This is a genomic window from Kribbella flavida DSM 17836 (genome assembly GCF_000024345.1).
In the GTDB taxonomy this organism is placed as follows: domain Bacteria; phylum Actinomycetota; class Actinomycetes; order Propionibacteriales; family Kribbellaceae; genus Kribbella; species Kribbella flavida.
The window spans coordinates 243879-269020 of sequence record NC_013729.1; the positions used below are offsets into that span (position 1 = coordinate 243879).

General features: G+C 71.0%; 25 protein-coding genes and 1 pseudogene. 19 read left to right on the forward strand and 7 right to left on the reverse strand.

Going from position 1 to position 25142, the window contains the following annotated elements; genetic code table 11:
• The first annotated feature begins 7 nt into the window (after positions 1-7).
• A complete protein-coding gene (sigJ, locus tag KFLA_RS01190) occupies positions 8-877 on the forward strand; it encodes an RNA polymerase sigma factor SigJ (protein WP_012917923.1) in 870 nt (289 codons plus the stop codon).
• Here the strand turns inward: sigJ and KFLA_RS36340 are convergent.
• A complete protein-coding gene (locus tag KFLA_RS36340) occupies positions 825-1703 on the reverse strand; it encodes an aminoglycoside phosphotransferase family protein (RefSeq protein WP_012917924.1) in 879 nt (292 codons plus the stop codon). The two genes, sigJ and KFLA_RS36340, sit on opposite strands and share 53 nt — an antisense overlap.
• A gap of 92 nt (positions 1704-1795) precedes the next feature.
• Here KFLA_RS36340 and KFLA_RS01200 point away from each other — a divergent pair, with 92 nt between their 5' ends.
• Complete coding sequence (locus tag KFLA_RS01200; protein WP_012917925.1) at positions 1796-3082, forward strand: FAD-binding oxidoreductase; 1287 nt, start codon at positions 1796-1798, stop codon at positions 3080-3082.
• A 79-nt stretch (positions 3083-3161) separates the two neighbouring features.
• On the opposite strand, the gene KFLA_RS01205 is transcribed toward KFLA_RS01200, so the two are convergent.
• On the reverse strand, positions 3162-4172 hold the full coding sequence (locus KFLA_RS01205) for an SH3 domain-containing protein (protein WP_237706682.1): 1011 nt from the start codon (positions 4170-4172) through the stop codon (positions 3162-3164).
• A gap of 294 nt (positions 4173-4466) precedes the next feature.
• Here KFLA_RS01205 and KFLA_RS38140 point away from each other — a divergent pair, with 294 nt between their 5' ends.
• Together KFLA_RS38140 and KFLA_RS01210 are read left to right on the forward strand one after the other, a co-directional pair.
• On the forward strand, positions 4467-4622 hold the full coding sequence (locus KFLA_RS38140; RefSeq protein WP_012917927.1) for a DUF6131 family protein: 156 nt from the start codon (positions 4467-4469) through the stop codon (positions 4620-4622).
• Positions 4623-4750: 128 nt separating this feature from the next.
• Positions 4751-5098, forward strand: coding sequence for a YciI family protein (locus KFLA_RS01210; RefSeq protein WP_012917928.1), 348 nt, complete (start codon positions 4751-4753; stop codon positions 5096-5098).
• Positions 5099-5108: 10 nt separating this feature from the next.
• Here KFLA_RS01210 and KFLA_RS01215 read toward each other — a convergent pair whose 3' ends face one another.
• Positions 5109-6518 carry an MFS transporter gene (locus KFLA_RS01215; RefSeq protein WP_012917929.1) on the reverse strand — a complete coding sequence of 470 codons (1410 nt, stop codon included), beginning with the start codon at positions 6516-6518 and terminating at the stop codon, positions 5109-5111.
• A gap of 179 nt (positions 6519-6697) precedes the next feature.
• On the opposite strand from KFLA_RS01215, the gene KFLA_RS01220 reads away from it, so the two are divergent.
• The 3 genes from KFLA_RS01220 to KFLA_RS01230 are packed head-to-tail and all read left to right on the forward strand — an operon-like array spanning position 6698 to position 9036.
• The gene (locus KFLA_RS01220; protein ID WP_237706834.1) at positions 6698-7054 is read left to right on the forward strand and encodes a YciI family protein; all 357 of its coding nucleotides are present in this window, start codon (positions 6698-6700) and stop codon (positions 7052-7054) included.
• The gene (locus tag KFLA_RS01225) at positions 7051-8286 is read left to right on the forward strand and encodes an RNA polymerase sigma factor (RefSeq protein WP_012917931.1); all 1236 of its coding nucleotides are present in this window, start codon (positions 7051-7053) and stop codon (positions 8284-8286) included. The genes KFLA_RS01220 and KFLA_RS01225 overlap by 4 nt, the downstream gene beginning before the upstream one ends.
• Before the next feature lie 54 nt (positions 8287-8340).
• Positions 8341-9036, forward strand: a complete 696-nt coding sequence (locus KFLA_RS01230; protein WP_012917932.1) for a hypothetical protein — start codon at positions 8341-8343, stop codon at positions 9034-9036.
• 96 nt (positions 9037-9132) lie between these two features.
• Here KFLA_RS01230 and KFLA_RS39245 read toward each other — a convergent pair.
• Positions 9133-9282, reverse strand: a pseudogene (locus KFLA_RS39245) (winged helix-turn-helix transcriptional regulator); the annotation flags it as partial.
• Between KFLA_RS39245 and KFLA_RS39250 the strand changes: the two are divergent.
• Both KFLA_RS39250 and KFLA_RS01235 read left to right on the forward strand, forming a co-directional pair.
• Positions 9211-9390, forward strand: a complete 180-nt coding sequence (locus KFLA_RS39250; protein WP_272941282.1) for a hypothetical protein — start codon at positions 9211-9213, stop codon at positions 9388-9390. The pseudogene KFLA_RS39245 and the gene KFLA_RS39250 overlap by 72 nt on opposite strands.
• Before the next feature lie 99 nt (positions 9391-9489).
• Positions 9490-10185 carry an SDR family NAD(P)-dependent oxidoreductase gene (locus tag KFLA_RS01235; RefSeq protein ID WP_012917933.1) on the forward strand — a complete coding sequence of 232 codons (696 nt, stop codon included), beginning with the start codon at positions 9490-9492 and terminating at the stop codon, positions 10183-10185.
• On the opposite strand, the gene KFLA_RS01240 is transcribed toward KFLA_RS01235, so the two are convergent.
• From KFLA_RS01240 to KFLA_RS01250, 3 genes are all read right to left on the reverse strand, one after another.
• Positions 10170-10721 (reverse strand): DUF4240 domain-containing protein, encoded by a 552-nt coding sequence (locus KFLA_RS01240; protein ID WP_012917934.1) that lies wholly within the window; start codon positions 10719-10721, stop codon positions 10170-10172. The genes KFLA_RS01235 and KFLA_RS01240 overlap by 16 nt on opposite strands.
• A gap of 57 nt (positions 10722-10778) precedes the next feature.
• The gene (locus KFLA_RS01245) at positions 10779-11726 is read right to left on the reverse strand and encodes an aldo/keto reductase (protein WP_012917935.1); all 948 of its coding nucleotides are present in this window, start codon (positions 11724-11726) and stop codon (positions 10779-10781) included.
• 156 nt (positions 11727-11882) lie between these two features.
• Positions 11883-13010, reverse strand: a complete 1128-nt coding sequence (locus KFLA_RS01250; protein WP_012917936.1) for a LacI family DNA-binding transcriptional regulator — start codon at positions 13008-13010, stop codon at positions 11883-11885.
• 416 nt (positions 13011-13426) lie between these two features.
• Between KFLA_RS01250 and KFLA_RS01255 the strand changes: the two genes are divergently transcribed.
• From KFLA_RS01255 to KFLA_RS36170, 10 genes are read left to right on the forward strand one after another with little or no spacing between them, the layout of a single operon-like run.
• Positions 13427-14932 (forward strand): sugar ABC transporter ATP-binding protein, encoded by a 1506-nt coding sequence (locus KFLA_RS01255; protein ID WP_012917937.1) that lies wholly within the window; start codon positions 13427-13429, stop codon positions 14930-14932.
• Positions 14929-15954 (forward strand): ABC transporter permease, encoded by a 1026-nt coding sequence (locus KFLA_RS01260; protein ID WP_012917938.1) that lies wholly within the window; start codon positions 14929-14931, stop codon positions 15952-15954. The genes KFLA_RS01255 and KFLA_RS01260 overlap by 4 nt, the downstream gene beginning before the upstream one ends.
• A complete protein-coding gene (locus KFLA_RS01265) occupies positions 15944-16963 on the forward strand; it encodes an ABC transporter permease (protein ID WP_012917939.1) in 1020 nt (339 codons plus the stop codon). The genes KFLA_RS01260 and KFLA_RS01265 overlap by 11 nt, the downstream gene beginning before the upstream one ends.
• Before the next feature lie 26 nt (positions 16964-16989).
• On the forward strand, positions 16990-18081 hold the full coding sequence (gene rhaS / locus KFLA_RS01270) for a rhamnose ABC transporter substrate-binding protein (protein ID WP_012917940.1): 1092 nt from the start codon (positions 16990-16992) through the stop codon (positions 18079-18081).
• A gap of 18 nt (positions 18082-18099) precedes the next feature.
• A complete protein-coding gene (locus KFLA_RS01275; RefSeq protein WP_012917941.1) occupies positions 18100-18435 on the forward strand; it encodes an L-rhamnose mutarotase in 336 nt (111 codons plus the stop codon).
• Positions 18436-18439: 4 nt separating this feature from the next.
• Positions 18440-19603, forward strand: a complete 1164-nt coding sequence (gene rhaI / locus KFLA_RS01280) for an L-rhamnose isomerase (protein ID WP_012917942.1) — start codon at positions 18440-18442, stop codon at positions 19601-19603.
• Complete coding sequence (locus KFLA_RS01285) at positions 19600-21639, forward strand: bifunctional rhamnulose-1-phosphate aldolase/short-chain dehydrogenase (RefSeq protein WP_012917943.1); 2040 nt, start codon at positions 19600-19602, stop codon at positions 21637-21639. Before rhaI ends, KFLA_RS01285 begins: the two co-directional genes overlap by 4 nt.
• Before the next feature lie 30 nt (positions 21640-21669).
• Entirely contained in the window at positions 21670-23133 is a 1464-nt protein-coding gene (locus KFLA_RS01290; RefSeq protein WP_012917944.1) for an L-fucose/L-arabinose isomerase family protein, read from the forward strand.
• A gap of 60 nt (positions 23134-23193) precedes the next feature.
• Positions 23194-24642, forward strand: a complete 1449-nt coding sequence (locus tag KFLA_RS01295) for a rhamnulokinase (protein WP_012917945.1) — start codon at positions 23194-23196, stop codon at positions 24640-24642.
• 4 nt (positions 24643-24646) lie between these two features.
• Positions 24647-24973: a helix-turn-helix domain-containing protein gene (locus tag KFLA_RS36170; protein ID WP_012917946.1), complete on the forward strand. Its 327-nt coding sequence runs from the start codon at positions 24647-24649 to the stop codon at positions 24971-24973.
• Positions 24974-25142 lie beyond the last annotated feature (169 nt).

Sequence of the window (25142 nt, forward strand, 5' to 3'; positions counted from 1 at the left end):
TGCCAGAGTGAACCAGGACGACCTTGCCCGGCAGTTCGAGCAGAACCGCCGTCACCTGCGTGCGGTGGCGTACAGGATGCTCGGGTCGCTGAGTGAGGCCGAGGACGCCGTCCAGGAGGCATGGCTGCGACTTAGCCGCTCCGACAGCAGCGAGATCGCCAATCTCGGCGGCTGGCTGACGACGGTCGTCTCGCGGGTGTGCCTGGACATGCTGCGCGCGCGGAAGTCGCGGCGGGAGGACCCGTACGACACCTACGTGCCTGACCCGGTGGTGAGCCGGCTGGACCCGGAGGAGGAAGCCGTCCAGACGGACTCCGTCGGGCTGGCCATGCTGGTCGTGCTGGAGACGCTGAAGCCCGCGGAGCGGCTCGCGTTCGTGCTGCACGACCTGTTCGGGGTGAGCTTCGACGAGATCGCGCCGATCGTCGACAAGACCCCGGCAGCGACTCGGCAACTGGCCAGCCGGGCGCGGCGGCGGGTCCAGGGCGCGCCCACGAGCGACGGAAACCTCGGCCGGCAGCGTGAGGTCGTCGAGGCGTTCCTGGCGGCGTCCCGCAGCGGTGACTTCGACGGTCTGCTGGCAGTGCTCGACCCGGACGTCGTACTGCGCGCCGACGCCGGCGCTGTGCCGGCAACTGGGCTCGCGACCTCGCGGCTGGTTCGTGGGGCGAAGACGGTTGTCGAGCAGGCACTGCTCTTCGGCAGGTTGTCGCCGCACGCACAGGTGGCGACGGTCAACGGAGCGCCGGGCCTCGTCACCGTGGTCGACGGCCGGCTGCTCGGCGTCATGTCGCCCGAGATCCGCGACGGCCGGATCGTCGAGATCAACATCCTCGCCGACCTGTCCCGCCTGGAGTCGCTTCCCCTCCCGGCCTGATCAGCTCCAGCACCCGCGCGGCCTGCCGTACGCCGGTGCCGGGCGGGTTGCGCTCGGCCGCCGGCCCGCCGGGGCCGACCATCGTCAGCCAGAAGCTCGCCCACAGACACCGCGCTGCACGGAACCGCGCGGCATCCACCCCGAACCGCTCGGCGAACCCGTCCCACCGGGTCCCTCGCGAGGCGAGATGCTCGACCAAGGTGCCCAGCTCATAGGCGAGGTCGCTGCGCCCCGCATCCTCGAAGTCGACGATTCGCACCCGCACGCCGTCCCACAGGTAGTTCGCGAGGTTGGGGTCCCCGTGCCCGATCACGGCGTTCGCCGGCCGCGCCAACTCCGCGGCCTCGTCGCCGTCCAGCCAGTCCAAGGCGACCTGGCGGGCTTCCCGCAGGAGGTCTTGGCGCGGCCCAGATCTCCAGCACTCACCAACCGCGCCCGCGCGGCTCGCCTCAGGCGGAGGGCCAGCTCCAGCCGCCGTGGTCTCACCCGTTGGTGAGTGCTGCAGGTCCGCCCGGATGCGGGCGACGAGTGCCGGGTGGTCGACGGGCGCCAAGGAGGCGGGCGGGATCGACCAGAGATCGCGCAGAGCCGTCTCGAGACCGTCGAGCTGCTGCGCGGTGAGCTCGCCGGCGAGCGGCGTGCCGGGGAGCCTGGTCATGGTCAGCGTCGCGCCGGTCAGCCGGAGGGGGACGGGGACCAAGCCCGGGCGGGCGGTCGAGATCACCCGCAGGGCGGTCCACTCGCGCTGATCCTCGCCGCGACTGCGGTCGGTGTAGGTCTTCGTGACGGTGTCGCCGGTGGAGGTCACGTGGTGGGTCTGACTCATCGGGCAAGCCTCCTGACAAAAGTTTGATCGGCGTGTCAATTCCCGGCCCGGCCGCTCGACGTACGGGTGAGACCAGGAGAACGGAGTTGGCGATGAGCGTGCAGGTGATTCACCCGAGCGGGGTCGGTGTGGTGGCGGGGCTGCTGGGCAACGGGTTCGGCGGGGCGATCCACCGGCCGGGCGACGCGCAGTACGACGAGCAGCGCAAGGCGTTGGTGCCGACGCTCGACTCGCGGCCCTTGGTGGTCGCCGAGGCGTTCGGCCGGACCGACGTGCAGGCGGCGGTGCGGACGGCCCGCGAGCACGGGCTGCCGATCGCGGTGCAGGCCACCGGGCACGGGACTCGGATGCCGGCCGACGGCGGCATTCTGCTGAAGACCTCCGCGATGACGTCACTGCTGATCGATCCCGAGCGCCGGATCGCCAAGGCCGGCCCGGGCGTTCGCTGGGGCGCGGTGATCGACGCGGCCGCCGAGTTCGGGCTGGCGCCGCTCGCGGGCTCGTCACGGGACGTCGGTGTCACCGGCTACACGCTCGGCGGCGGCCTCGGCTGGCTGGCCCGCAAGTACGGCTTCGCGGCCGACAGCGTGGTCCGCGCCGAGGTGGTCACCGCCGACGGCCGGGTCGTCACCACGAGCGCGGACGAGCACCCCGACCTGTTCTGGGCGCTGCGCGGCGGCACGGGCAACTTCGGCATCGTCACGTCGCTCGAGTTTCGGCTGTACCCGGTGCGGTCGGTCTACGCCGGCATCGTCTACTTCGACGCCGCCCAGGCCGCGTGCATCCTCAAGACCTACCGCGACTGGACTGCCACCGTGCCGAACGAGCTGAGCACCGCGATCGTGCTCACCCGCCGCCCCGACGGCCGCCGCGTGGTCGGTCTCAAGGTCATGTACTGCGGGGAGGCGGCGCTGGCCGAGCACCTGCTCAAGCCCGTGTACGCGGTCGCCGGGCCGATCGTCGACGGCGAACTGGCGACCATGCCGTTCGCGCAGGCGGCGATGGGCGGTACGCCGGCCCGCTACCTCGACCTGGTCGACGCCCTGCCGGACGATCTGCTCGACGGCCTCGCGGCGCTGACCGGCGACGCGGCTCCGACCGTCGAGATCCGGCACTGGGCCGGCGCGATGGCGAACCCGGGTCCCGGTGCGGGACCGGTCGCGCACCGCGACGCGCCGTACTCGCTCATCATCGACCAGGAGGTGGCCGAGCTGGCCCCGGTGCTGCGCCGGACCGGCCGCACCTTCGTCAACTTCCTGGCTGACCACTCCAGCACCGCGACCGCGTACACCCCGGCGGACCACGCCCGGCTGCGCGCGGTCAAGCGGGCCTACGACCCGGAGAACCTGTTCCACCTGAACCCCAACATCGCGCCCTGAGGGGCAACGCGAAGGGCCCGGACTCACGGCGAGTCCGGGCCCTGACGCGAGGCGGTTCAGCGCCCCGGCGGCTTCGCGGTCAGACCGTGCCCGCGTTGCCGTAGACGGAGACGTGAACGTGGTCGAAGTGGTTCGCGGTGGCGCCGCCCCGGTCCTCCATGCCGCGCCAGCCTTCGCTGCCGCGCTGCACGGTCCAGATCCGCTGCTCCCAGATGACCTCGCTGACGCCGAGCTCCTTGGCGTGCGAGCGCACGTACGCCGCGATCTCGTCGCCGAGCGAGCCGGTGACCATGATGTCGAGCCCGCGGCCGCTGCCGTGCGCACCGCCGTCGCCGGAGCGGACGCCGCCGTACGAGGAGACCGACGGGAACGCGGCGCAGACGGCCCGGTGGACCCGGATCGCGTCGGCGGTCAGGCCGTCCTCGACGCCCGAGCCGGACTTGCAGGCCGCGGACGAGACGCCGTCGGCAGCCTCTTCGGTCTCCTCGGCCTTCTCCACCTTCTCGACCGGCTTGGTCGCGGCCAGGTACTCGGCCTTGACCCAGCGGACCAGGCCGTTGCGCACGATCTGGGCCCACTGGCCGTCGACCTCGCCGGTGACCGAGACCTTCGTGCCCTTGGCGAGCACGGTCAGCAGGGTGCCCTTCTGCTGGGGCGCGGTCCACACGTTCAGATCCGTGGTGGTGAACTTGCTGCCGACGATCTTCGGTGGCAGCGCCTTCGCGACCTGCGCGGCGCGCGTCTTCACCGAGTTCGGCGTCGGGATCGGCGCCTGCTTCTTCAGGTGCTTCGCGGCCGGCGGGGCCTTCGGCTTGGCCGTGGCCGCCGGCGGCGTGCTGGGCTTCAGGTTCAGCGACGGGCGGTACGCGTCCCGGCTGGTCTGGGTCTCACGCGCCAGCTGCAGGGGAGAGCTGGCGAGTGGTGCCTCCGACGTCGGGGTGTTCTGCTGCTGCTCGGGGAAAGCGACCGCCGAGCCGGTGGCCAGCAGTGCCACCGTCGCTCCCGGAATCGCGACCTTCACGATGCCGGGGCCGATCACCTTGCGGCGCGGTTGACGATGCCGCGCCTGCCTATGCCGTCCTTCAGCCACTGGTATTCCCATTCTGCCGAGACCAAAACGTTATCGACCGGAGGAGTCAAGCACACATCCCGGCCGCACTGCCAACTCGGCCGCAGTTTTAACGCATTACGAACGTGCCGGGGGTCGAAAGTCCGGGCAGCGGGCTGCATTCCGGACGTGGGCAGCGGTGCGTGCCGACGACCTCACCGGCAGTCATAGGCCGGATCGATCAAACGAGCGTTGGAGATTGGGGTTCCGCGCAGCGGGCACTGGAGTCGATGCCGTCCCCCGCCTGGGCGGCGTTTTCTACGAAGGAGAACTTCAATGCTCATCCTCGGACTCATCCTGCTGCTGCTGGGATTCCTGCTGAACATCCCGGTCCTGTGGACGATCGGCATCGTCCTGCTCGTGGTCGGAGCGGTGCTGTTCCTGCTCGGTTCGACCGGGCGCGCTGTCGGGGGACGGCGTCACTGGTTCTGATCGGTGGTTTCCCGGGCCGGTCAGGCCCGCGGAACGGCTGCACGACCGGACCCCGCGAGCGTTCTGCTCGCGGGGTCCCGTGCGTTCGGCCTCGGTTTCTGTCCGCGGCCGGGGTTAGCATCCCGAAGATGAAGTACCTCGTACTGATCTACGGCACCACCGACGACACCTGGACCGGCTCGGACGACGACATCGCGGCCGTCCGGGCGCTGACCGAGCTCAAGCGCGACCTGACCGGCACGGGTGAGCTGGTCAGCTCCGAAGGTCTGAGCTACCCCAGCTCGGGCCGGGTGGTCCAGGTCCGCGACGGCGTCCGGGTGGTCACCGACGGGCCGTTCGGCGAGGCGAAGGAACAGATCGCCGGCTACTTCATGGTCGACGCCTCCGACGAGCGCGCCCAAGAAATCGCCGGCCAGGTCTCCCGCATCGTCGGCGACCGCGTCGAACTGCGCGGGACGCTGCTCGCCGCGCCCTGACCGCCGGTCGTCAGGCGGCGCCTTGTCCTGCGGCCACGGGCTGCGGCGCCTTCTTGCGGCTGACCAGCAGCGCTGCGCCGACCAGGCCGACCGCCACAAAGGCCCAGCAGGCCGCGAACCCCACGCGGTAGCCGGCCGTCAGTGCCGCCGGCGTCGACCCGTTGGTGTTCGCCACCGCCACGGCCGAGATCACCGCGATGCCCACAGCGCCGCCGATCTGGAAGCACGCGTTCTGCAACCCGGAGGCGACTCCTGCGTCGTTTCCGGCCACCTCACCCAACGCAGCGATCGACCCGGCGACCGTCCCGGCGCCCAGGCCCGCGCCGTAGATCGTCAGACCCCAGAAGGCCAGTTCGAAGTACCCGGTGTCGACCGTCAGCCGGCTCATGACGGTCACGCCCGCACCAGTCAGCAGCAGTGACACGGCGGCGACCGGTCGAGCGCCCACTCGGGTGACCAGGTGCTGGCCGATCATCGAACCACCGACCGCCGCGGCCGCTAGCACCGACGACACCAGGCCGTACTTGATCGCGGAGTACCCGGCGACCAGCTGGGCGTACTGGGTGTAGAGGATGTTCAGCCCGAACACGCCGAGGCCGAAGGCGATTCCGATCAGGTTCCCGCCGACCAGGGCCCGCGACCGGAACAGCCGCAGAGGGACCAGTGGCGCCGACGACCTCTGCTCGATCAGCACGAACGCCGCGAACAGGGCCGCCGAGAGCAGGGCCAGCGCCGCGGTGCGCCCGGCGGACGACCCGGGCGCCTCGATCACGGCGTACACGAGCACGATGAGTCCGGCGGTCACCGTCACCGCCCCGGCGATGTCGAAGGTGCGCTGGGCCGGGCCGCGGCTGTCCTGCAGCACGAGCGGCGCCAGGACCAGGACCAGCACGCAGATCGGCACGTTGATGTAGAAGATCCACGGCCAGCCGAGGCCGTCGGTCACCGGACCGCCGATCAACGATCCGGCCGTACCGCCGACGCCGCTGGTCGCACCCCAGATGCCGAGCGCCTTGTTGCGTTCGGGGCCACCAGCGAAGGTGGTCATGACGATCGACAGCGCGCTCGGCGCGAGCACGGCGGCGGCGATGCCCTGCAGGCCGCGTGCCAGCACGAGCGCGTCGCCGCTCCAGGCCAGGCCGCAGAGCAGTGACGAGGCGGCGAACCCGACCAGACCGGCCAGGAACACCCGTCGCCGGCCGAGCAGGTCGGACACCCGACCGCCGAGCAGCAGCAGGCCTCCGAACATCAGGGCGTAGCCACTCGGCACCCACTGCACGCCCCCGGTGGAGAAGGTGAGGTCGCGCTCGATCGATGGCACCGCCACCAGCACGATCGACGCGTCCAGGATGATCATGAAGCCGGTGACGCAGAGCAGGGCCAGGGCGAACCAGCGCTTCGGATCAGGTGGATTCTGCATGGGTCCTCCAGTACGGCGGGGCGCCCAGGCCGGGCGCCGCTCGCCGGGGACGTCGAGGCCGGGGTGGGCCGGTTCGACATCGCGCCGGGTGTCGAGAACGGCGGGTCCGGATTCGACGTACCGGGTGAGAGGGGGTCACAGGGGCCCTAACGACCGTCAGGATGGTGACCGTGAAGTACATGCTGCTGATCTACTCCAACCCGGAGAGCTGGGCGTCCCTGTCCGCCGAGCAGCGGGACGACCTCACCCGCGCCCACCAGGAGCTGGCCACCGAACTGACCGAGCAGGGCCTGCTGGTGAGCTCTGCCGGACTGGCCGACCCGATCACCACCCGCACGGTCTCGATCGGCGACGACAACTCCCGCACCACCACCGACGGCCCGTACGCCGAGGCCAAGGAGCACCTGGCCGGGTTCTACCTGGTGGAGTGCGAGGACATCGACCAGGCCATCGGGTACGCCGCGCGAATGCCGGACGCCCAGTACGTCGCGGTGGAGGTGCGGCCGGTGATGGACACCTCCGGGCTGGAGATGTGAGCGACTTCGAGCTCCTGCTGCGGGAGCAGACGCCGCAGGTGCTCAGTGCGCTGGTACGGCACTACGGGCACTTCGACCTGGCCGAGGAAGCGGTTCAGGAGGCACTGCTCGCCGCCGCCCAGCAGTGGCCGCGCGAGGGCGTGCCGGACAACCCGCGCGGCTGGCTGATCCGGGTCGGCTCACGACGGCTGACCGACCTGCTGCGCAGCGACACGGCCCGGCGCCGGCGGGAGGAGAACGCCGCCGCGCTGTCCGCTCCCGAGGAGTTCGTTGCCCCCGGCCCAGATATCGAGGACCTGGCCGGCCGGGACGACACGCTGACGTTGCTCTTCCTGTGCTGCCATCCGGCGCTGTCGCCGGCCTCCCAGATCGCACTGACGCTGCGCGCGGTCGGCGGTCTCACGACGGCCCAGATCGCCGCCGCCTTCCTGGTGCCTGAGGCAACGATGGCCCAGCGGATCAGCCGGGCCAAGCGCAGCATCAAGCAGGCCGGGTCGTCGTTCGAGATGCCGCCGGAGGCCGAGCGCGACGCCCGGATGGGTGCCGTCCTGCACGTGCTGTATCTGATCTTCAACGAGGGCTACACGGCGTCGTCCGGCGACAACCTGCACAGTGCCGAGCTGACCGCGGAGGCGATCCGGCTGGTGCGCGGAGTCCGGCGGCTGCTGCCCAACGACGGCGAGGTGGCCGGGCTGCTGGCGTTGATGCTGCTGACCGACGCTCGCCGGCCGGCCCGCACGGATGCGGACGGAGCGCTGGTTCCGCTGGCCGAGCAGGACCGCTCGAAGTGGAACAAGGACGCCATCGTCGAGGGCGAGGCGCTGGTCACGGACGCGTTGTCACGGACGCAGCTGGGGCCGTACCAGGTGCAGGCCGCCATCGCCGCCGTGCACGGGACCGCTGAGCGGGCCGAGGACACCGACTGGCCGCAGATCGTCGCGCTGTACCAGGTGCTGGAGCAGATCTCGGACAACCCGATGGTCCGCCTCAACCACGCCGTCGCGGTGGCCATGGCGACCGGTCCGAAGGAAGGACTCGCACTGCTCGAGCCGCTGGAGTCCGACGGCCGGATGAAGGACCACCACCGGCTGGAGGCGGTCCGGGCGCACCTGCTGGAGATGTCCGGCGACCTGGCCGGTGCTCGGGCCAGCTATCTGCTGGCCGCCCGCCGGACGACGTCGGTGCCGGAGCGGGACTACCTGCAGTCGAAGGCTGACCGGCTCGGGACCTGACGCGCGTCTCACGGCCGGGTCGCGGCGGCCGGGTGGATGTGTCAGGTTGGAGCAGTGGACCTCACCAAGGCATCGCTGCTGCGCGAGATGCTGACCGGCACCGAGCTGGGCAGCCGGACCACCTCGTTCGCTCACTCCATGCGGCGGTACACCACGCGTAGGGGCGGTCTGCTCCTGTTCGGCCCGCCCGAGGACGAGCCGTGGCACCTGACCGCGCACCTGGACGACGAGCTGCACCGCGCCGGCGTGGAGGACGTCCGCCCGGCGCTGGTCCGCTGGACGCCGCCGCCCGGTGCTCCGCCGCACCTGGCGATCGGTCTGGACCGGCTGCGGGAGTCCGGCCGTGGCGAGTCCCTGCTGGTGGTCGCCGAGGACCGGCCCGCGGACACCCTGCTCGAGCGCATCGACGACGTGCGCCGCCGGGGGACCACCATCTTCAGCATCGACAACGGCGACAAGGAGCTCGCCGGGTTGGCGCACGAGTCGTTGGTGCCCGAGCTGCTGGTCCCCGCCGGCTTCGGGAGCTGGGCCAACCACTCGGTCACCGAAGACGCCGTACGCCGTACCGAGGGCGCTGTCGACGACGAGATCCCGGACGAGACCCTCACCGCGCTGCGCGAGGCGGTCGCGGGCTTCGAGATGACCCAGCACCTGGTCAGCCTCGCCGCCGCCGACCCGGAGGCCGGTCAGGCGAACTGGCGCCGCTCGCTGCGCACCTTCATCGAGCGCCTCGGCGGCGAGCCCGGCTGACCCTGCCTGGAAGCGGGCGCGGTGCTCCATGATCCGGGCTCGGTTGGCGGTCGCCCACGCGCTCATCGCCTGTGCCGCGTCGAGCAGCCCCTCGCCCAGGTCGGTCAGGGCGTACTCCACCCGCGGCGGCACGGTCGGGTACGCCGTCCGGGTGATCAGGCCGTCGCGTTCCAGTTGCCGCAACGTCAGCGTGAGCATGCGCTGCGAGATGCCGGTGACAGCGCGGTGCAGCTCACCGAAGCGCAGCGTGCGGTCGCTGAGCTGCCCGACGACCAGGATCGTCCACTTGTCGCCGATCAGGCCGAGGATGCTCAGCACCTGCCGGCACCGCTGCTCGTCGGACTCCACAACTGACCTCCGGGTGCGTCACGAACAAAAATGTGCCGTCTTGCCGCCGACGTTCACAGGCACAACGCTTGGGGCAACGAACAAACAGTAACCATGGAGGACGACGTGCCGAAGACACTGGCGATCGTGGGAGCGGGACCCGGCCTGGGGGCAGGCGTCGCCCGGGCGTTCGGGCGGCGCGGGTACCGGGTCGCGCTGATCGGCCGGACGCGCGCGACCCTGATCTCGCTCGCGGAGAAGCTGGCGGCGGACGGCATCCAGGCCGAGGCCTTCCCGGCCGACATCCACCACCGGGAGGCGTTGCGCAGTGCGCTCCGGGAGGCCGCGGCGGCGTTCGGGCCGATCACCGTGCTCGAGTACGGACCCAGTCCCACCGGGGAGATCACGACCGCGCTGGGCACGACGGTGGAGTCGGCCACGCAACAGTTCGAGTTGCACATGCTGGGTGCGATCACCGCGGTCGGCGAGGTGCTGCCCGGGATGCTGGCGCGCGGCGACGGCGCCGTCCTGCTGACGACCGGCGTCTCGTCGACGGTCCCCGCACCCTTTCTCGGCAACGTCGGACCAGCGATGGCGGCCCTGAAGAACTGGGCCGGCGCGCTGGCGACCGAGGTCCGCGCTCGCGGCGTGTACGTCGGCACGCTGACGATCGCGACCGGCGTCGTACCGGGCAGCCCGGACGGCGATCCCGACCTGATCGGCGAGCGGTACTACGAGCTCGCGCGCCGGCGGGACCACTTCGAGCAGACCGTCGGCGACCTGGGCGACTTCCGCGCGCTGGTGGCTCAGTCGTCGAGGTAGAGCGCCGCCAGCCGGGGGAAGCGGGCGTGCATCTCCGCCTTGTCGTCGAAGTCGAAGTCCTCGCCGGCCGGCACGTCCGCCGCGTCCGGCGTGGCCGCGTCGACCGCGGACCAGAAGTCCTTCTCCGACCCGGCCACCGTGGCGTACGCCTCGGCCCCGACCGCCAGCAGCGCCTCGCCGTCGAAGCCCTCGAAGCCGTCGTCCAGGTCCTCGTCGATCACGTCGGCCAGCGAGTCCGGATCGGCCAGCGCCGCCTCCCAGATCTCCCGCCCCTGCGCCACCAGCCAGCCGCGGAAGAAATCGAACCCGTCGTCGCCCAGCCCACCGTTGATCAGGTAGGCCGCACCCCACAGGTCCCACCGGTACGCCTCGCCCAGCAGCAACTCGAACCGCACCCCGAACCCGACGATCTCCTCGGCCGGCAACCCGCTCAGCGCCTTGGTCAACGCATCCGCGACCCCGTCCGGATCCACGACCGTGTCATCCACCTGCTCCCGGGCCGCTTCCACCAGCCCCCAGAACCGTTCCTTGTCCACCCCCAAAGCCTGTCATGAAACTCGGCCAACGGAGGAGCCTTCAGGACATGGTTCTGCTCACCAGGGTTCGTCCAGTTCGGTTCGGAGGGTGGTGGGCAGGGTGAGCCGGGCGGCGGTGAGCGCGGTGGTGAGTTGGGCGGAGGTGCTGGCTCCGACGATGGGGATGATGCTGGGGGAGCCGCCGGTGAGCCAGGCGATGACGACCTCGCTGCGGGTGACGCCGAGGGATTCGGCGGCCTCGGTGAGGGCCTGCAGGCGGCGGGTGGAGCCGGGGTGGTCGAAGGCCTCGTGGAAGGGCCGGTCGGGGCGTTCGTAGCCGCCGGACATCAGCGAGCTGTAGGCGAACAGGTCCTGCTCGGGGTTCTGCTCGGCGTAGTCGAGCATCTCGTCGGTGATCCAGCCGAAGCGGTGGTCGTGGGCGTGGTCGCGGACGAAGGGACGCGGCTGCAGGTACGTGTAGCGCATCTGCAGGGCGGTCGGGCCGGTGACGCCCAGCCGCTCGGCGATGGCTCGGGCGCGCTCGACCCGCCAGAGCGCGTAGTTGGAGAGCCCGATTCGGCCGATCGTGCCGGCCGCCGCGTGCTTGCCGAATGCCGCGACCGTCTCCTCCAGCGGCGTCTGCAGGTCGTCGCGGTGAGCCCAGTACAGGTCGATGTGGTCGACGCCCATCCGTCGCAGCGAGGTCTCCACCGCGGCGTCGACGGCCTTCTGGCTGAGCCCTTCGGTGTGCTCGGGGAAGCTGCCGGGCCAGAGCGGTTCGCAGCCGACCTTGGTGGCCAGCTTGACCCGGTCACGAACGCCGGGCCGTTTGGCGAACCAGCGGCCGAGCAGCTCCTCGCTCTGCCCGCCGTGACCGCTCGGGTCCTGCCAGAAGGCGTAGCAGTTGGCCGTGTCGATCCATTCGCCGCCGCCATCGACGTACTGGTCGAGCAGCGCGAACGAGGTCTGCTCGTCGATGCGCATTCCGAACTCCATCGCACCCAGGGCGATTCTCAGATCAGTCATGCCCAGCACGATCCGATCTGGAGTCCACTCAAGGTCAAGCACCGGAGTCACGTAGTGAGACGATCAGTTTCGTATTGTGGACGCGCTCTGGAAAACTGCTGCCGCTGAAGAGTCCCGGTCCCGTGGTGGCGGTCCGGGCCCCGAGTACACCGGCCTTCAGCGAGAGGTCTTGCCGCGGGTGGAAGTCCGTACGACGAGCTCCGGCGTGAAGGTGACGCGCTGGTGCTCGTGGTCGGGGTTGGACGACTCGTCCAGCAGCAACTCGGCGGCGGTCTTGCCGAGCAGCTGGCGCGGCTGGCGCACGGAGGTCAGCGGTACGGCGGCGGCCGCGGCGAACTCGATGTCGTCGTAGCCCACGATCGCCAGGTCCTCCGGCACGCGCAGTCCGAGGCTCACACACTGCTGCAGCAGGCCCAGCGCGAGCAGATCGTTCGCGCAGAAAGCTGCCGTCGGCCGCCGGTCCGCCGGCAGCCCGGCGAGGCGCTGACCCGCACCGCGGCCCTCGGCGACGGTCAGTGCGGCGGTCGTCAGCTCCACCAGGTTCTCCGCGGGCAACCCGGCTTCCTCCAGGGCGTTGCGAGCGCCTTCGCGGCGGTCGGTGACCTGACCGATGGTGTTCGGCCCGCCCACGAACGCGACGCGCTCGTGGCCCAGCTCGATCAGGTGGGTGAGCGCCACCTCACCGCCGAGCACGTCGTCCACCGCGACCGAGCAGTGCTGGGCGTCGTCGAGGGACCGGTCCACCACGACGACCGGCGTACCGCGCAGTGGCAGCGTCGCGATGCGGCTGGAGTGTGGGTCGATCGGTGTGATGAGCACGCCTTGGACGCGCTGCTGCTCCAGCAAGTCCAAGTAGTCGGCCTCGCGCCCGGCGTCCTCGTTGCTGTTGCACAGGAAGACCGAGAGACCGGCCTCGCGCGCTGCCTCTTCCACACCCCGGGCGACGTCGGTGAAGAACGGGTTTCCGGCGTCCAGCATCAGGTACGCCACGATTCGGCTGCTGCCGGCGCGCAACTGCCGCGCCGACTCGTTGCGCACGAAGCCCAGCGACTCCATCGCTGCCTCGACCTTGGCCCGGGTGGCCGGGCTGACCATCTCCGGCCGGTTGAGCACGTTCGACACCGTGCCCAGCGACACGCCCGCGGCGGCAGCGACGTCCTTGACCCCGGCAGCTCCACGCGAGCGGTTCCGCGCGGCAGGCTTGCCGGCGACCCGCGTACGACGGCCCGTGGTGCCGGTCTCCGGCAGCTCGCCGGCGGTCGTCCGCGATGCCCCGGCCGGCACCCGCTTGACCGCGCCGCCACCTCGCGGCGTACGCGCTCCGCTCCGGGCGGCCGGTGCTGCGCCGGTCCGTGGGCTCGGGGAAGCGCCAGTTCGTGAAGCCGGGGTGGCGCTGGCTCGAGGGGCTGCCGCAGCGGCACGCGACGTCGAGCCCCCACCGCGACCTGAGCCGGCTCCGCCGCGACCGGCGGCAGGCTCCGGCACGCCGGAGCGTCCTGCCGCGCTGGGTGATGCCACGTGGCCTCCCCGGTTGAAACGTGATAGCGGACGAAGCCTACCTGGCCGGGCGCGGAATCCTCGCGGCACGTTGTCCACAGAGTTCCACTTTCGGTCTTGACGACGCCAGCCGCCCACCCTTACCTTCGTGCAATCTTCTTGAAACCTTTCAGCAACAACGGTCGAGGATGCGGAGGTGCCAGATGGCGGCGGACGCTCCGGTGCTGCGGTTGCGCGAGATTTCCAAGTCCTTCGGCGCCGTCGCCGCCGTGCAGAACGTCTCCTTCGACCTGTACGGCGGTGAGGCGCACGCCCTGGTCGGGGAGAACGGCGCCGGCAAGTCCACCCTGGTGAAGATGCTGGCCGGCGTGCACCGCCCGGACTCCGGCACCGTGGAGCTGGACGGCGTGCCGGTCGAGCTGAACGCCCCGGCCGACGCGAAGGCCGCCGGCATCGCGGTGATCTACCAGGAGCCGACGCTGTTCCCCGACCTGTCCGTCGCGGAGAACATCGCGATGGGCCGCCAGCCACTGGGTCGTTTCAAAACCGTCGACCGGACGGCGATGCTGCGGCAGGCCGAGCAGCTCTTCACCCGGCTCGGCGTCGCGATCGCGCCGAACCGGCCGGCCCGCGGCCTGTCGATCGCCGACCAGCAGCTGGTGGAGATCGCCAAGGCGCTCTCCGCCGACGCGCGGGTGGTGATCATGGACGAGCCGACCGCGGCGCTGACCGGGGTCGAGGTCGAGCGGCTGTTCAGCGTCGCGCGGTCGTTGCGTGACGACGGCGCCGCGCTGGTGTTCATCTCCCACCGGTTCGAGGAGATCACCGCGCTGTGCGAGCGGGTCACGATCCTGCGCGACGGCCGGCACGTCTCCACCGACCTGCTGGCGGACCTGAGCGTCGACGAGATGGTGCGCCGGATGGTCGGCCGCGACCTCGACGCGCTGTTCCCCAAGCAGGACGTCACGCCGGGCGCGGTGGTGCTGTCGGTCGACGGCCTGCGCCGGGACCCGGTGTTCACCGACGTCAGCTTCGAGGTCCGGGCCGGCGAGATCGTCGCGCTGGCCGGGCTGGTCGGGTCCGGCCGGTCGGAGGTGGTGCAGTCCGTCTTCGGCGTGGACCCGCGCGACGGGGGCACGGTCAAGGTCGGCGGCCGGACGCTCAAGCCGGGCTCGCCGCGGGCCGCGATGGCCGCCGGCGTCGCGCTCGTCCCGGAGGACCGCCGCCAGCAGGGCCTGGTGATGGAGCTGTCGATCGAGCGCAACGTGACGCTGCCCCGGTCCCGGGCGCTGTCCCGGCTGGGCTTCCTGACCGGTGGCAGCGAGCGCCGGTCGGCCACGGAGTGGACCCAGCGACTGAAGACCAAGTACGGCCGGCTCAGTGACGAGGTCGGCACGCTGTCGGGTGGCAACCAGCAGAAGGTCGTCCTGGCCAAGTGGTTGTCGATGGCACCGAAGCTGCTGATCGTCGACGAGCCGACCCGGGGCATCGACGTCGGCACGAAGGCGGAGGTGCACCGATTGATGTCCAGTCTCGCCGCGGAGGGAGTCGCCGTTCTGATGGTGTCGTCGGAGCTGCCGGAGGTGCTCGGGATGGCCGATCGCGTGCTGGTGATGCGCGAGGGCCGGCTGGTCGCCGAGCTGGACCGCGCGGAGGCCACCGAGGAGTCGGTGATGTTCGCCGCCACCGGCCAGGAGGTGTCGGTGTGACGGCCGTCGGTCTGCCCGGCGTGAGCACCCGCAGGTCGTCGCTCGACCTGGTGCTGCGGGCCCGTGAGCTGGGCATCGTGCTCGCGCTCGCCCTGCTGGTCGCGGTGACCGCGATCTCCAACCCCCGGTTCCTGTCCGCCCAGAGCATTCGCGACATCCTGCTCGGCACCGCGATCCTGGCCGTTCTGGCGGTCGGCCAGGCGGTGGTGGTGATCACCCGCAACATCGATCTCTCGGTCGGCTCGGTGCTCGGCCTGAGCGCCTTCACGGTCGGCACCCTGCTGCGGGACAACCCGGGCCTCCCGGTCGTCGTGGCCCTGCTCGCCGGTGCCGCCGTCGGCGGTGCGTGCGGGACCGTCAACGGCGTTCTGGTCCGCTACGGCAACGTCCCCGCCCTCGTGGTCACCCTCGGCACGCTGTACGTCGTCCGCGGCATCACCTACTTCTGGGCCGGCGGCCAGCAGATCAACGCCGACGAGCTGCCCAGCGGGTTCCTCGACTTCGGCAACGCGACCCTGCTGGGCGTGCCGTTCCTGGTGCTGATCGCGGTCGTGGTCCTGGTGGTCACCGGGCTGGTGCTGCGCAACTACCGGGCCGGCCGCGAGCTGTACGCGATGGGCTCGAGTCCGCAGGCGGCCGAGCTGGCCGGCATCCCGGTCGGCCGGCGTACGGTCCTCGCGTTCCTGGTCAGCGGCGCCCTCGCCGGCCTGGCCGGGGTGCTGTTCGCCGCCCGGTTCGGCACCATCGACGCGGCCGCCGGCACGGGCTACGAGCTGAACGTCGTGGCCGCGGTGGTCGTCGGCGGCGTCGCCGTCTTCGGCGGCAGCGGCTCGGTCTGGGGCGCGGCGCTCGGCGCGTTGCTGCTGACCACGATCGGCAGCGCGCTCGCGGTGCTGGAGATCAACCAGTTCTGGCAGCAGGCCATCGTCGGCGGGCTGATCCTGCTGGCGATCGGCGCCGACCGGCTGGTCGCGGCCCGGGTGGCCGCGACGCTGAAGAAGCGAGGCTCCCATGTCAGCTGAGACCGCGGCGGTCACCGACCACCCGACCGGCCTGGCCGGCCGGTTCGCCAACTGGAACGTCGCGATCATCGCGGTCACCGTGCTGGTGATCGCCGTCGCCGCGGCGACCGTCGACAACTTCGGCACCTCGCAGAACTTCGGCTTCCTGGTGCTCGACCTGCTGCCGATCGCGCTGGTCGCGCTGCCGATGACGCTGGTGATCGTGACCGGCGAGATCGACCTGTCGGTGGCCAGCACGCTCGGCCTGTGCAGCGCGGTGATGGGCTCACTGTGGAACGCAAACCAGCCGATCGAGACGATCATCCCGGTCTGCCTGCTGCTGGGAGCGGTGCTCGGCGCGGTGAACGGCTTCTTCGTCACCGTGCTCGGGCTGCCCTCGCTGGCCGTCACCATCGGCACCCTCGCGCTGTATCGCGGCCTGGCCTTCGTCGTCCTGGGTGACGGCGCGGTCGCCGACTTCCCCGCGCTCTACACCAACTGGGTCACCGGGACGATCGGCGGGACGCCGTTGCCGAACGTGCTGATCGTGATCGTCGCCCTGGCCGTGGTGTTCGGAGTGATTCTGCACGCCACCCCGATCGGCCGGGCGGTGTTCGCCGTCGGCGCCAGCGAGCAGGCGGCCCGGTTCGCCGGCGTCCGGCCCGGCCGGTTGAAGTTCTGGCTGTACGTCGTGAGCGGCTTGGTGGCGGGTCTCGCCGGAGTGCTCTGGACCCTGCGGTACTCGAGTGCCCGCGCGGACAACGGCGCCGGGCTCGAGCTCGCGGTGGTCGCGGCCGTGCTGCTCGGCGGGGTGTCGATCTTCGGTGGCAAGGGCGCCCTGCCCGGCGTGATCGCCGGGGTGGTGCTGCTGGCGTCGCTGCAGAACGCACTCCGCCTGTCCGACGTGTCCAACGAGGCGCTCAACGTCGTGACCGGCGTCCTGCTGATCGCGTCCGTGCTCGCCCCCAACCTCGCGAACGCCGTCCGCGGTGCGGTGCAGCGGCGCCGGCACCGCACCGATCTCCTGTAAGGCCACCTGTCCAGAAAGGACACCCCATGTCTTTCCGTCTCTCACGCCGTACGGCGGTACCGCTCTCGACGGTGGCCGTCCTGTCCCTCGCGCTGACCGCCTGTGGTGGTGGCACGACCAAGGAGAGCACCGCCAACGACGCCACCGCGGCGCCGAGTGCGACGACCTCGGCCGCGGCCGACCCGAACGCGCCGCTCAAGGAAGGCCTCAAGATCGCCTACCTGCCCAAGCAGCTGAACAACCCCTACACCGACGTCGAGGTCGGCGGCGGCAAGGTGGCCGTCGGCGAGATCAAGGGCGAGTACAAGCTGGTCGGCCCGAACGACGCGAGCGCGTCCTCCCAGGTCAGCTACATCAACACGCTGATCCAGCAGCAGCAGGACGTGATCGTGGTCGCGGCGAACGACCCGAACGCGGTCTGCCCGTCGCTGAACCAGGCGCGCAAGGCCGACATCAAGGTGGTCACCTTCGACTCCGACGCGGCCAAGACCTGCCGGGACGCCTTCATCAACCAGGCGACCACCCAGGGCATCGGCGAGAGCCTGGTGAAGATGGCCAAGGAACTGGCCGGCGGTTCCGGTGAGATCGCCGTCCTGTCCGCCACCCCGAACGCGACCAACCAGAACTCCTGGATCGAGGTGATGAAGACCGAGCTGGCCAAGCCGGAGAACGCGAAGCTCAAGCTGGTCAAGATCGCCTACGGCAACGACGACGACCAGAAGTCCTTCACCGAGGCCCAGGGCCTGCTGCAGTCCTACCCGAACCTCAAGGTGATCGTCTCGCCCACCACGGTCGGCATCGCCGCCGCGTCCCGCTATGTCAGCGCGTCCAGCTACAAGGGCAAGGTCGCGATCACCGGCCTCGGCCTGCCGAACCAGATGCGCCAGTACGTCAAGGACGGCACGGTGAAGAAGTTCGCCCTGTGGAACCCGGCTGACATCGGCTACCTGGCCGCGTACGCCGGGGCGGCGCTCAAGTCGGGCCAGATCACCGGCGCGCAGGGCGAGAAGTTCAAGGCCGGCAAGCTCGGCGAGTACACCGTCGGCGCGGCCGGCGAGATCGTGCTCGGCCCGCCGACCGAGTTCACCGCGGCCAACATCGACCAGTTCAACTTCTGACCTCGCTCCGGAGCATCCGTGAACCGCTACTGCTTCTGCCTCCAGGTCAAGCCGGACCGGCTGGACGAGTACGTCGAGCGGCACCGCGACGTGTGGCCCGACATGCGGGCCGCGCTGCACGAGGCCGGCTGGCACAACTACTCGCTCTTCCTGCGCGACGACGGCCTGCTGATCGGGTACGTCGAGGCCGAGGACCTGGAGGCGGCGCAGAAGGCAATGGCGGCCACCGAGGTGAACGCGCGCTGGCAGGCCGAGATGCAGCAGTTCTTCGCCGGCAGCGACGGCCGGCCGCCGGACGAGTCGTTCCTGCTGCTCCGCGAGATCTTCCACCTGACCCCACCCGCAGAGGACTGAAGCCATGACCACCGAAGCTGTGAAGAACGCCCTGCGCCGGCAGGAGATCGAGCTGCCCTCGTGGGCGTTCGGCAACTCGGGCACCCGGTTCAAGGTCTTCAGCCAGCCCGGCGTGCCCCGGTCGCCGGAGGAGAAGATCGCCGACGCCGCCGTCGTGCACCGCTACACCGGGGTGGCGCCGAGCGTCGCGCTGCACATCCCCTGGGACAAGGTCGACGACTACGCGGCGCTGGCGGCGTACGCCAAGGAGCAGGGCGTCCGGCTCGGCGCGATCAACAGCAATGTGTTCCAGGACGACGACTACAAGCTCGGCAGCGTGACCAACCCGGACCCGCGGGTCCGTCGCAAGGCCACCGACCACCTGCTCGAGTGCGTCGACATCATGGACGCGACGGGTTCGAGGGACCTGAAGCTGTGGTTCTCCGACGGCACCAACTACCCGGGCCAGGACGACATCCAGGACCGCCAGGACCGGCTCGCCACCGCGCTCAAGGAGGTGTACGACCGGCTCGGCGACGACCAGCGGATGCTGCTGGAGTACAAGCTGTTCGAGCCGGCCTTCTACACCACCGACGTGCCGGACTGGGGTACGTCGTACGCGCACTGCCTGGAGCTCGGGCCGAAGGCGACGGTGTGCATCGACACCGGGCACCACGCGCCGGGCACCAACATCGAGTTCATCGTGGCGTTCCTGCTGCGGGTGAACAAGCTCGGCGCGTTCGACTTCAACAGCCGGTTCTACGCCGACGACGACCTGATGGTCGGTGCCGCGGACCCGTTCCAGCTGTTCCGGATCATGAACGAGATCGTGCGCGGCGACGCGCTCGACCCGGACCGCGGGATCGCGTTCATGCTCGACCAGTGCCACAACATCGAGGCGAAGATCCCGGCCATCATCCGCTCGGTGATGAACGTCCAGGAGGCCACCGCGAAGGCGCTGCTGGTCGACCGCGACGCGCTGCGCAAGGCGCAGGCCGACGGTGACGTGCTCGGTGCCAACGCGGCGCTGATGGATGCCTACAACACCGACGTCCGCCCGCTGCTGGCCGACCTGAGGGCCGAGCAGGGGATGGATCCGGACCCGGTCGCGGCGTACCGGCGCAGCGGCTACTTCGAGCAGATCAGCAAGGACCGAGCCGACGGCCGGCAGGCCGGATGGGGAGCATGACCGTGACCGACACTGCAGCCGAACTTGTTGCGCGCAGCAACAGACTTGGTGCCGACCCGCGGAACACGAACTACGCCGGCGGCAACACCTCCGCCAAGGGCACCGCGACCGACCCGGTGACCCAGCAACCGGTCGACCTGGTCTGGGTGAAGGGTTCGGGCGGTGACCTCGGCACCCTCACCGCGGCGGGACTCGCGGTCCTGCGCCAGGACCGGCTGAACGCCCTCGTCGACGTCTACCCCGGCGTCGAGCGCGAGGACGAGATGGTCGCCGCGTTCGACTACTGCCTGCACGGCAAGGGCGGCGCGGCGCCGTCGATCGACACCGCCATGCACGGCCTGGTGGACGCGCCGCACGTCGACCACCTGCACCCTGACTCCGGAATCGCGCTGGCGACCGCCGCGGACGGCGAGAAGCTGACCGCCGAGTGCTTCGGCGGCCGGGTGGTCTGGGTGCCGTGGCGGCGACCTGGCTTCCAGCTCGGACTGGACATCGCGCAGGTGAAGCGGGACAACCCGCAGGCGATCGGCGTCATCCTGGGCGGCCACGGCATCACCGCCTGGGGTGACACCTCGGCGGAGTGCGAGGCGAACTCGCTGGAGATCATCCGGACGGCCGAGCGGTTCCTGGCCGAGCGGGGCAAGGCCGAGCCGTTCGGCGCGGTCGTGCCCGGGTTCGAGGCGCTGCCGACCGAGCAGCGTCGGCAGCGCGCCGCGGCGCTGGCGCCGGTGATCCGGGGCCTGGCCTCGACGGGCAACCCGCAGGTCGGGCACTTCAACGACGACGACGTGGTGCTGGAGTTCACCGCGCGCGAGAAGCTCGCCGAGCTGGCCGCGTTGGGCACGTCCTGCCCCGACCACTTCCTTCGGACCAAGGTCCGGCCGCTCGTGCTCGACCTGCCGCCGGCCGCGCCCCTGGAGGAGGCGGTCACGCGGCTCAAGGAGCTGCACCTGCAGTACCGCGAGGACTACGCCGCCTACTACGACCGGCATGCCGAGCCCGACAGCCCGCCGATGCGGGGTGCGGATCCGGCGGTCGTGCTGGTGCCCGGCGTCGGCATGTTCAGCTTCGGCAAGGACAAGCAGACCGCGCGCGTGGCCGGCGAGTTCTACGTGAACGCGATCAACGTGATGCGAGGCGCCGAGGCGGTCTCCAGCTACGCGCCGATCGACGAGCGGGAGAAGTTCCGGATCGAGTACTGGGCGCTGGAGGAGGCGAAGCTGCAGCGGATGCCGAAGCCGAAGCCGCTGGCCACCCGGATCGCGTTCGTCACCGGCGGCGGCTCCGGCATCGGCAAGGCGATCGCGCACCGGCTGGCCGCCGAGGGCGCCTGCGTGGTGGTGGCCGACCTCGACACCGCCGCGGCCGAGGCGGTGGCCAAGGAGATCGGCGGCCCGGATCAGGCGATCGCGGTCGGCGCGGACGTGTCGAGCGAGGCGGCCGTCGCCGCGGCGTTCGAGCAGGCGGTGCTGGCGTTCGGCGGGGTCGACCTGGTGGTCAACAACGCCGGCCTGTCGATCTCGAAGCCGCTGCTGGAAACCACCGAGAAGGACTGGGACCTGCAGCACGACGTGATGGCCAAGGGCTCGTTCCTGGTCTCCCGGGCCGCCGCGAAGGTGCTGATCGACCAGGCGATCGGCGGCGACATCGTCTACATCTCCAGCAAGAACGCGGTCTTCGCCGGGCCGAACAACGTCGCCTACGGTGCCGCCAAGGCGGACCAGGCACACCAGGTCCGGCTGCTCGCGGCCGAGCTCGGTGGCCACGGCATCCGGGTCAACGGCGTGAACCCGGACGGCGTCGTGCGCGGGTCCGGCATCTTCGCCAAGGGCTGGGGTGCGCAGCGGGCCGCGGTGTACGGCGTACCGGAGTCCGAGCTGGGCGCGTTCTACGCGCAGCGGACGCTGCTCAAGCGGGAGGTGCTGCCGGAGCACGTCGCGGCCGCCGTGTTCGCTCTCGCGGGTGGCGACCTGTCCCACACGACCGGGCTGCACGTGCCGGTGGACGCGGGCGTCGCCGCCGCGTTCCTGCGCTGAGCCCGCACCCTGTGCCGAGGAGGACCTTGTATGTGGAGCACTAACCCGACGCGCTCGGTCGACGGGAACGGGCTGCTGCCGTGGGTCGAGCCGCGCAGGACGCGGATCGGCCTGGTGGCCGGCGGCCTCGGCGCGTACTGGCCGCAGTTCCCGGAGCTGCTGCCGCAGCTGCAGGCGTCGGCGCGACGGGTCTCCGAGCGGTTCGCCGAGTTCGACTGCGAGGTCGTCGACGCCGGCTTCATCTCGGACGCCCAGGAGGGTGCCGCGGCCGCGGAGAAGCTCCGGCTCGCGGACTGCGACCTGATCGTCGGCTTCCTGACGACCTACATGACGGCGTCGATGCTGGTACCGGTCGCCCAGCGCAGCGGTGCACCCGTGCTGCTGCTCAACCTGCAGCCCACCGAGGCGATGGACCACGCGACCTTCGACACCGGAGCCTGGCTCGCGTACTGCGGTGCCTGTCCGCTGCCGGAGATGGCGAACGCGTTCGAACGGTGCGGGATCGACTTCCGCTCCGTGTCCGGCTACCTGGAGGACGAGCGGGCCTGGGACCGGATCGGCCGCTGGCTGCGGGCGGCCGGCGTCCGGGCGGCGCTGCGGCACGGGCGGCACGGCCTGCTCGGGCATCTTTACCCCGGCATGATGGACGTGATCACGGATCCGACCCTGGTGTCCGCGCAGCTCGGTGGGCACGTGGAGATCCTGGAGATCGACGACCTGCGGGTCCGGGTGGAGAAGGTGACCCCGGCCGAGACCGAGGCCCGGATGAAGGTCGCCCAGGACGTCTTCACGCTCGACGAGTCGGTGGTCGAGCACGACTTCCGCTGGGGAGCGACGGTCTCGGTCGCGCTGGACCGGCTGGTCGAGGACTTCGAGCTGGACTCGCTGGCGTACTACCACCGCGGGCTCGACGGGGAGACGCACGAGCGGGTCGCGGCCGGCATGATTCTGGGCGCGTCGCTGCTGACGGCCCGCGGGGTGCCGGCCGCCGGCGAGTACGAGCTGCGCACGTCGCTGGCGATGCTGATGATGCACAAGCTCGGCGGTGGCGGGTCCTTCACCGAGCTGCAGGCGCTGAACTTCCACGACAACGTGGTCGAGATGGGCCACGACGGGCCGGCGCACCTGGCGATCAGCTCGGCCAAGCCGTTGCTGCGCGGTCTCGGCGTCTACCACGGCAAGCGCGGCTGGGGCGTCTCGGTCGAGTTCGACGTGGCGCACGGGCCGGTCACCGCGCTCGGCCTCGGTCAGCTGCGTGACGGTTCCTTCAAAATGATCGCCTCCGAAGGCACTGTCGTTCCCGGCCCTCTGCTGCAGATCGGCAACACGACCAGCCGCGTCGACTTCGGCTGCGACCCCGGCGAGTGGACCGACGCCTGGTCGGCCTCCGGCGTCGCCCACCACTGGGCCCTCGGCACCGGCCACAGGGTCCCCGAGCTGAAGGCCACCGCCAGCCTGCTGCACCTCCCGCTGGAGGTCGTCGACCCCAGCTGACCACCGCGCCGCCCGAGGACGACCCGCTGCATCACCTGTCAGAGAAGGAGCTTCGCCGCCATGAGCCTTCGGTTGGCCGCGGTTGATCTCGGTGCGTCCAGCGGCCGGGTGATGGTCGGTCGCGTCGGTCCGGACACGCTGGAGCTCAGTGAGGTCCACCGGTTCTCCAACGGCCCGGTCCGGGTCCAGGGGACGCTGCACTGGGACATCCTGCGCCTCTACCAGGAGACTCTCGCCGGCCTCGGCGAAGCCGCCCGCACCGGACCGCTCGACGGGCTCGGGATCGACTCCTGGGCGGTCGACTACGGGCTGCTCGACGCCGAAGGCCGCCTGCTCGGCAACCCGGTGCACTACCGCGACTCCCGGACCGACGGCGTGATGGACGGCGTGCTGCGCAAGATCCCCGCCGAGGACCTGTACGCGGTCACCGGGCTCCAGCAACTCCCGTTCAACACCATCTACCAACTCGTCGCCGAGCGCGCCCTCGATCGCGCGACGAGCCTGTTGCTCATCCCCGACCTGCTCAGCTACTGGCTCACCGGTGTCGCCGGCGCCGAGGCAACCAACGCCTCCACCACCCAGCTGTACGACGTACGCTTCCGCACCTGGAGCGCCGACCTGGCTGGGCGCATCGGCGTACCCCTCGAGCTACTGCCCCCACTGCGTGAGCCCGGTCAGGTGATCGGGCCGGTTCTTCCGGAGGTGGCCGAGGAGACCGGGCTCGACGCCACGACACCCGTCATCGCGGTCGGTTCCCACGACACGGCCTCGTCGGTGGTCGCGGTGCCGGCGGCCGCGGGTGATCGGTTCGCGTACATCTCCTCCGGCACCTGGTCGCTGGTCGGGCTGGAGCTGCCCGAGCCGGTGCTCACCCCGGCGGCCCAGGAGGCGAACTTCACCAACGAGGGTGGCGTCGACGGCCGGACGCGCTTCCTCAAGAACGTGATGGGCCTGTGGATCCTGCAGGAGTGCCTGCGGGTGTGGGGGACCGACGACCTGGTGCAGCTGCTGAAGGGTGCCGCGGACGTTCCCGCCTTCGGCGTCCTGGTCGATCCGGACCATCCGTCGTTCCTTGCGCCAGGCAACATGCCGGCCCGGATCGCGGAGTTCTGCGCTCAGTCCGGGCAGGAGCCGCCGACGTCGCGCGCCGTGATCGTGCGGTGCGTGCTGGAGAGTCTGGCGCTGGCCTACCGACGGACGTTGCGGCGCGCGCAGCAGGTGGCCGGGCGTGAGGTCGACGTCGTGCACGTGATCGGGGGCGGCTCGCAGAACGAGCTGCTCTGCCAGCTGACCGCAGACGCCTGCGGGGTGCCGGTGCTCGCCGGTCCCGTCGAGGCGTCCGCGCTGGGCAACGTGCTGGTCCAGGCACGCGCCCTGGGGGAACCGTTGCCGGACCTGGACGCGATGCGTGCGCTGGTCCGCGCGACCCATCGACTGCGGCGCTACGAGCCGCAAGGTAGACCGGCCGACTGGGACGCCGCCGAGTCCCGGGTGTTCGGAACCAGGTGATCCGATGACCGTCCTGCACAACGAGACCCGGCCACGTCCGGAGCTGAGCGACCTCGCCCGGGCGTCCGAGCACTGCGGGTTCCTCCGGGCCACCCACCAGTGTGGGCTGCCGCGGGCGACGCCCGAGCCGGCCCTGCCACGAGAGATCAGCCACGAAGACCTCAAGCTGCTGCGGCTGCTCGCCACCGGGCTGCCGATGGACGCGGTGGCCCGCCGGCTCGATCTGTCCGAGCGGACCGTCCGCCGCCGAACCAGGGCCGCCTGCGACCGCCTCGGCTTCGGCACCGCCATCGAAGCGATCGTCTGGGCGGCCCACCGCGGCCTGCTCTGACCGCCTCGCCTGCTTCGTGCCACGCTCGTCCGCCTGAACGCCGACCCTGACTCGACCGCCGAGCGGCGGCCGACCCCGTCCCGTCGCTCAACCTCCGCGACGGGCCGCCGCTTCCGGGCAGCCCGTCCGGCCGCACCGCGCACGCCACGTTCCTCCCCTGCAGATCGCC

What these genes read in the sequence shown, in the direction of transcription:
- KFLA_RS01245 (WP_012917935.1), bottom strand. Translation starts at nt 11,726, where the DNA reads ATGACTGATCTGAGAATCGCCCTGGGTGCGATGGAGTTCGGAATGCGC.
- KFLA_RS01200 (WP_012917925.1), top strand. Translation starts at nt 1,796, where the DNA reads ATGAGCGTGCAGGTGATTCACCCGAGCGGGGTCGGTGTGGTGGCGGGG.
- KFLA_RS01255 (WP_012917937.1), top strand. Translation starts at nt 13,427, where the DNA reads ATGGCGGCGGACGCTCCGGTGCTGCGGTTGCGCGAGATTTCCAAGTCC.
- KFLA_RS38140 (WP_012917927.1), top strand. Translation starts at nt 4,467, where the DNA reads ATGCTCATCCTCGGACTCATCCTGCTGCTGCTGGGATTCCTGCTGAAC.
- KFLA_RS01210 (WP_012917928.1), top strand. Translation starts at nt 4,751, where the DNA reads ATGAAGTACCTCGTACTGATCTACGGCACCACCGACGACACCTGGACC.
- KFLA_RS01220 (WP_237706834.1), top strand. Translation starts at nt 6,698, where the DNA reads ATGCTGCTGATCTACTCCAACCCGGAGAGCTGGGCGTCCCTGTCCGCC.
- KFLA_RS01295 (WP_012917945.1), top strand. Translation starts at nt 23,194, where the DNA reads ATGAGCCTTCGGTTGGCCGCGGTTGATCTCGGTGCGTCCAGCGGCCGG.
- KFLA_RS01215 (WP_012917929.1), bottom strand. Translation starts at nt 6,518, where the DNA reads ATGCAGAATCCACCTGATCCGAAGCGCTGGTTCGCCCTGGCCCTGCTC.
- KFLA_RS36170 (WP_012917946.1), top strand. Translation starts at nt 24,647, where the DNA reads ATGACCGTCCTGCACAACGAGACCCGGCCACGTCCGGAGCTGAGCGAC.
- rhaS (WP_012917940.1), top strand. Translation starts at nt 16,990, where the DNA reads ATGTCTTTCCGTCTCTCACGCCGTACGGCGGTACCGCTCTCGACGGTG.
- KFLA_RS36340 (WP_012917924.1), bottom strand. Translation starts at nt 1,703, where the DNA reads ATGAGTCAGACCCACCACGTGACCTCCACCGGCGACACCGTCACGAAG.
- KFLA_RS01285 (WP_012917943.1), top strand. Translation starts at nt 19,600, where the DNA reads ATGACCGTGACCGACACTGCAGCCGAACTTGTTGCGCGCAGCAACAGA.
- rhaI (WP_012917942.1), top strand. Translation starts at nt 18,440, where the DNA reads ATGACCACCGAAGCTGTGAAGAACGCCCTGCGCCGGCAGGAGATCGAG.
- KFLA_RS01290 (WP_012917944.1), top strand. Translation starts at nt 21,670, where the DNA reads ATGTGGAGCACTAACCCGACGCGCTCGGTCGACGGGAACGGGCTGCTG.
- KFLA_RS01265 (WP_012917939.1), top strand. Translation starts at nt 15,944, where the DNA reads ATGTCAGCTGAGACCGCGGCGGTCACCGACCACCCGACCGGCCTGGCC.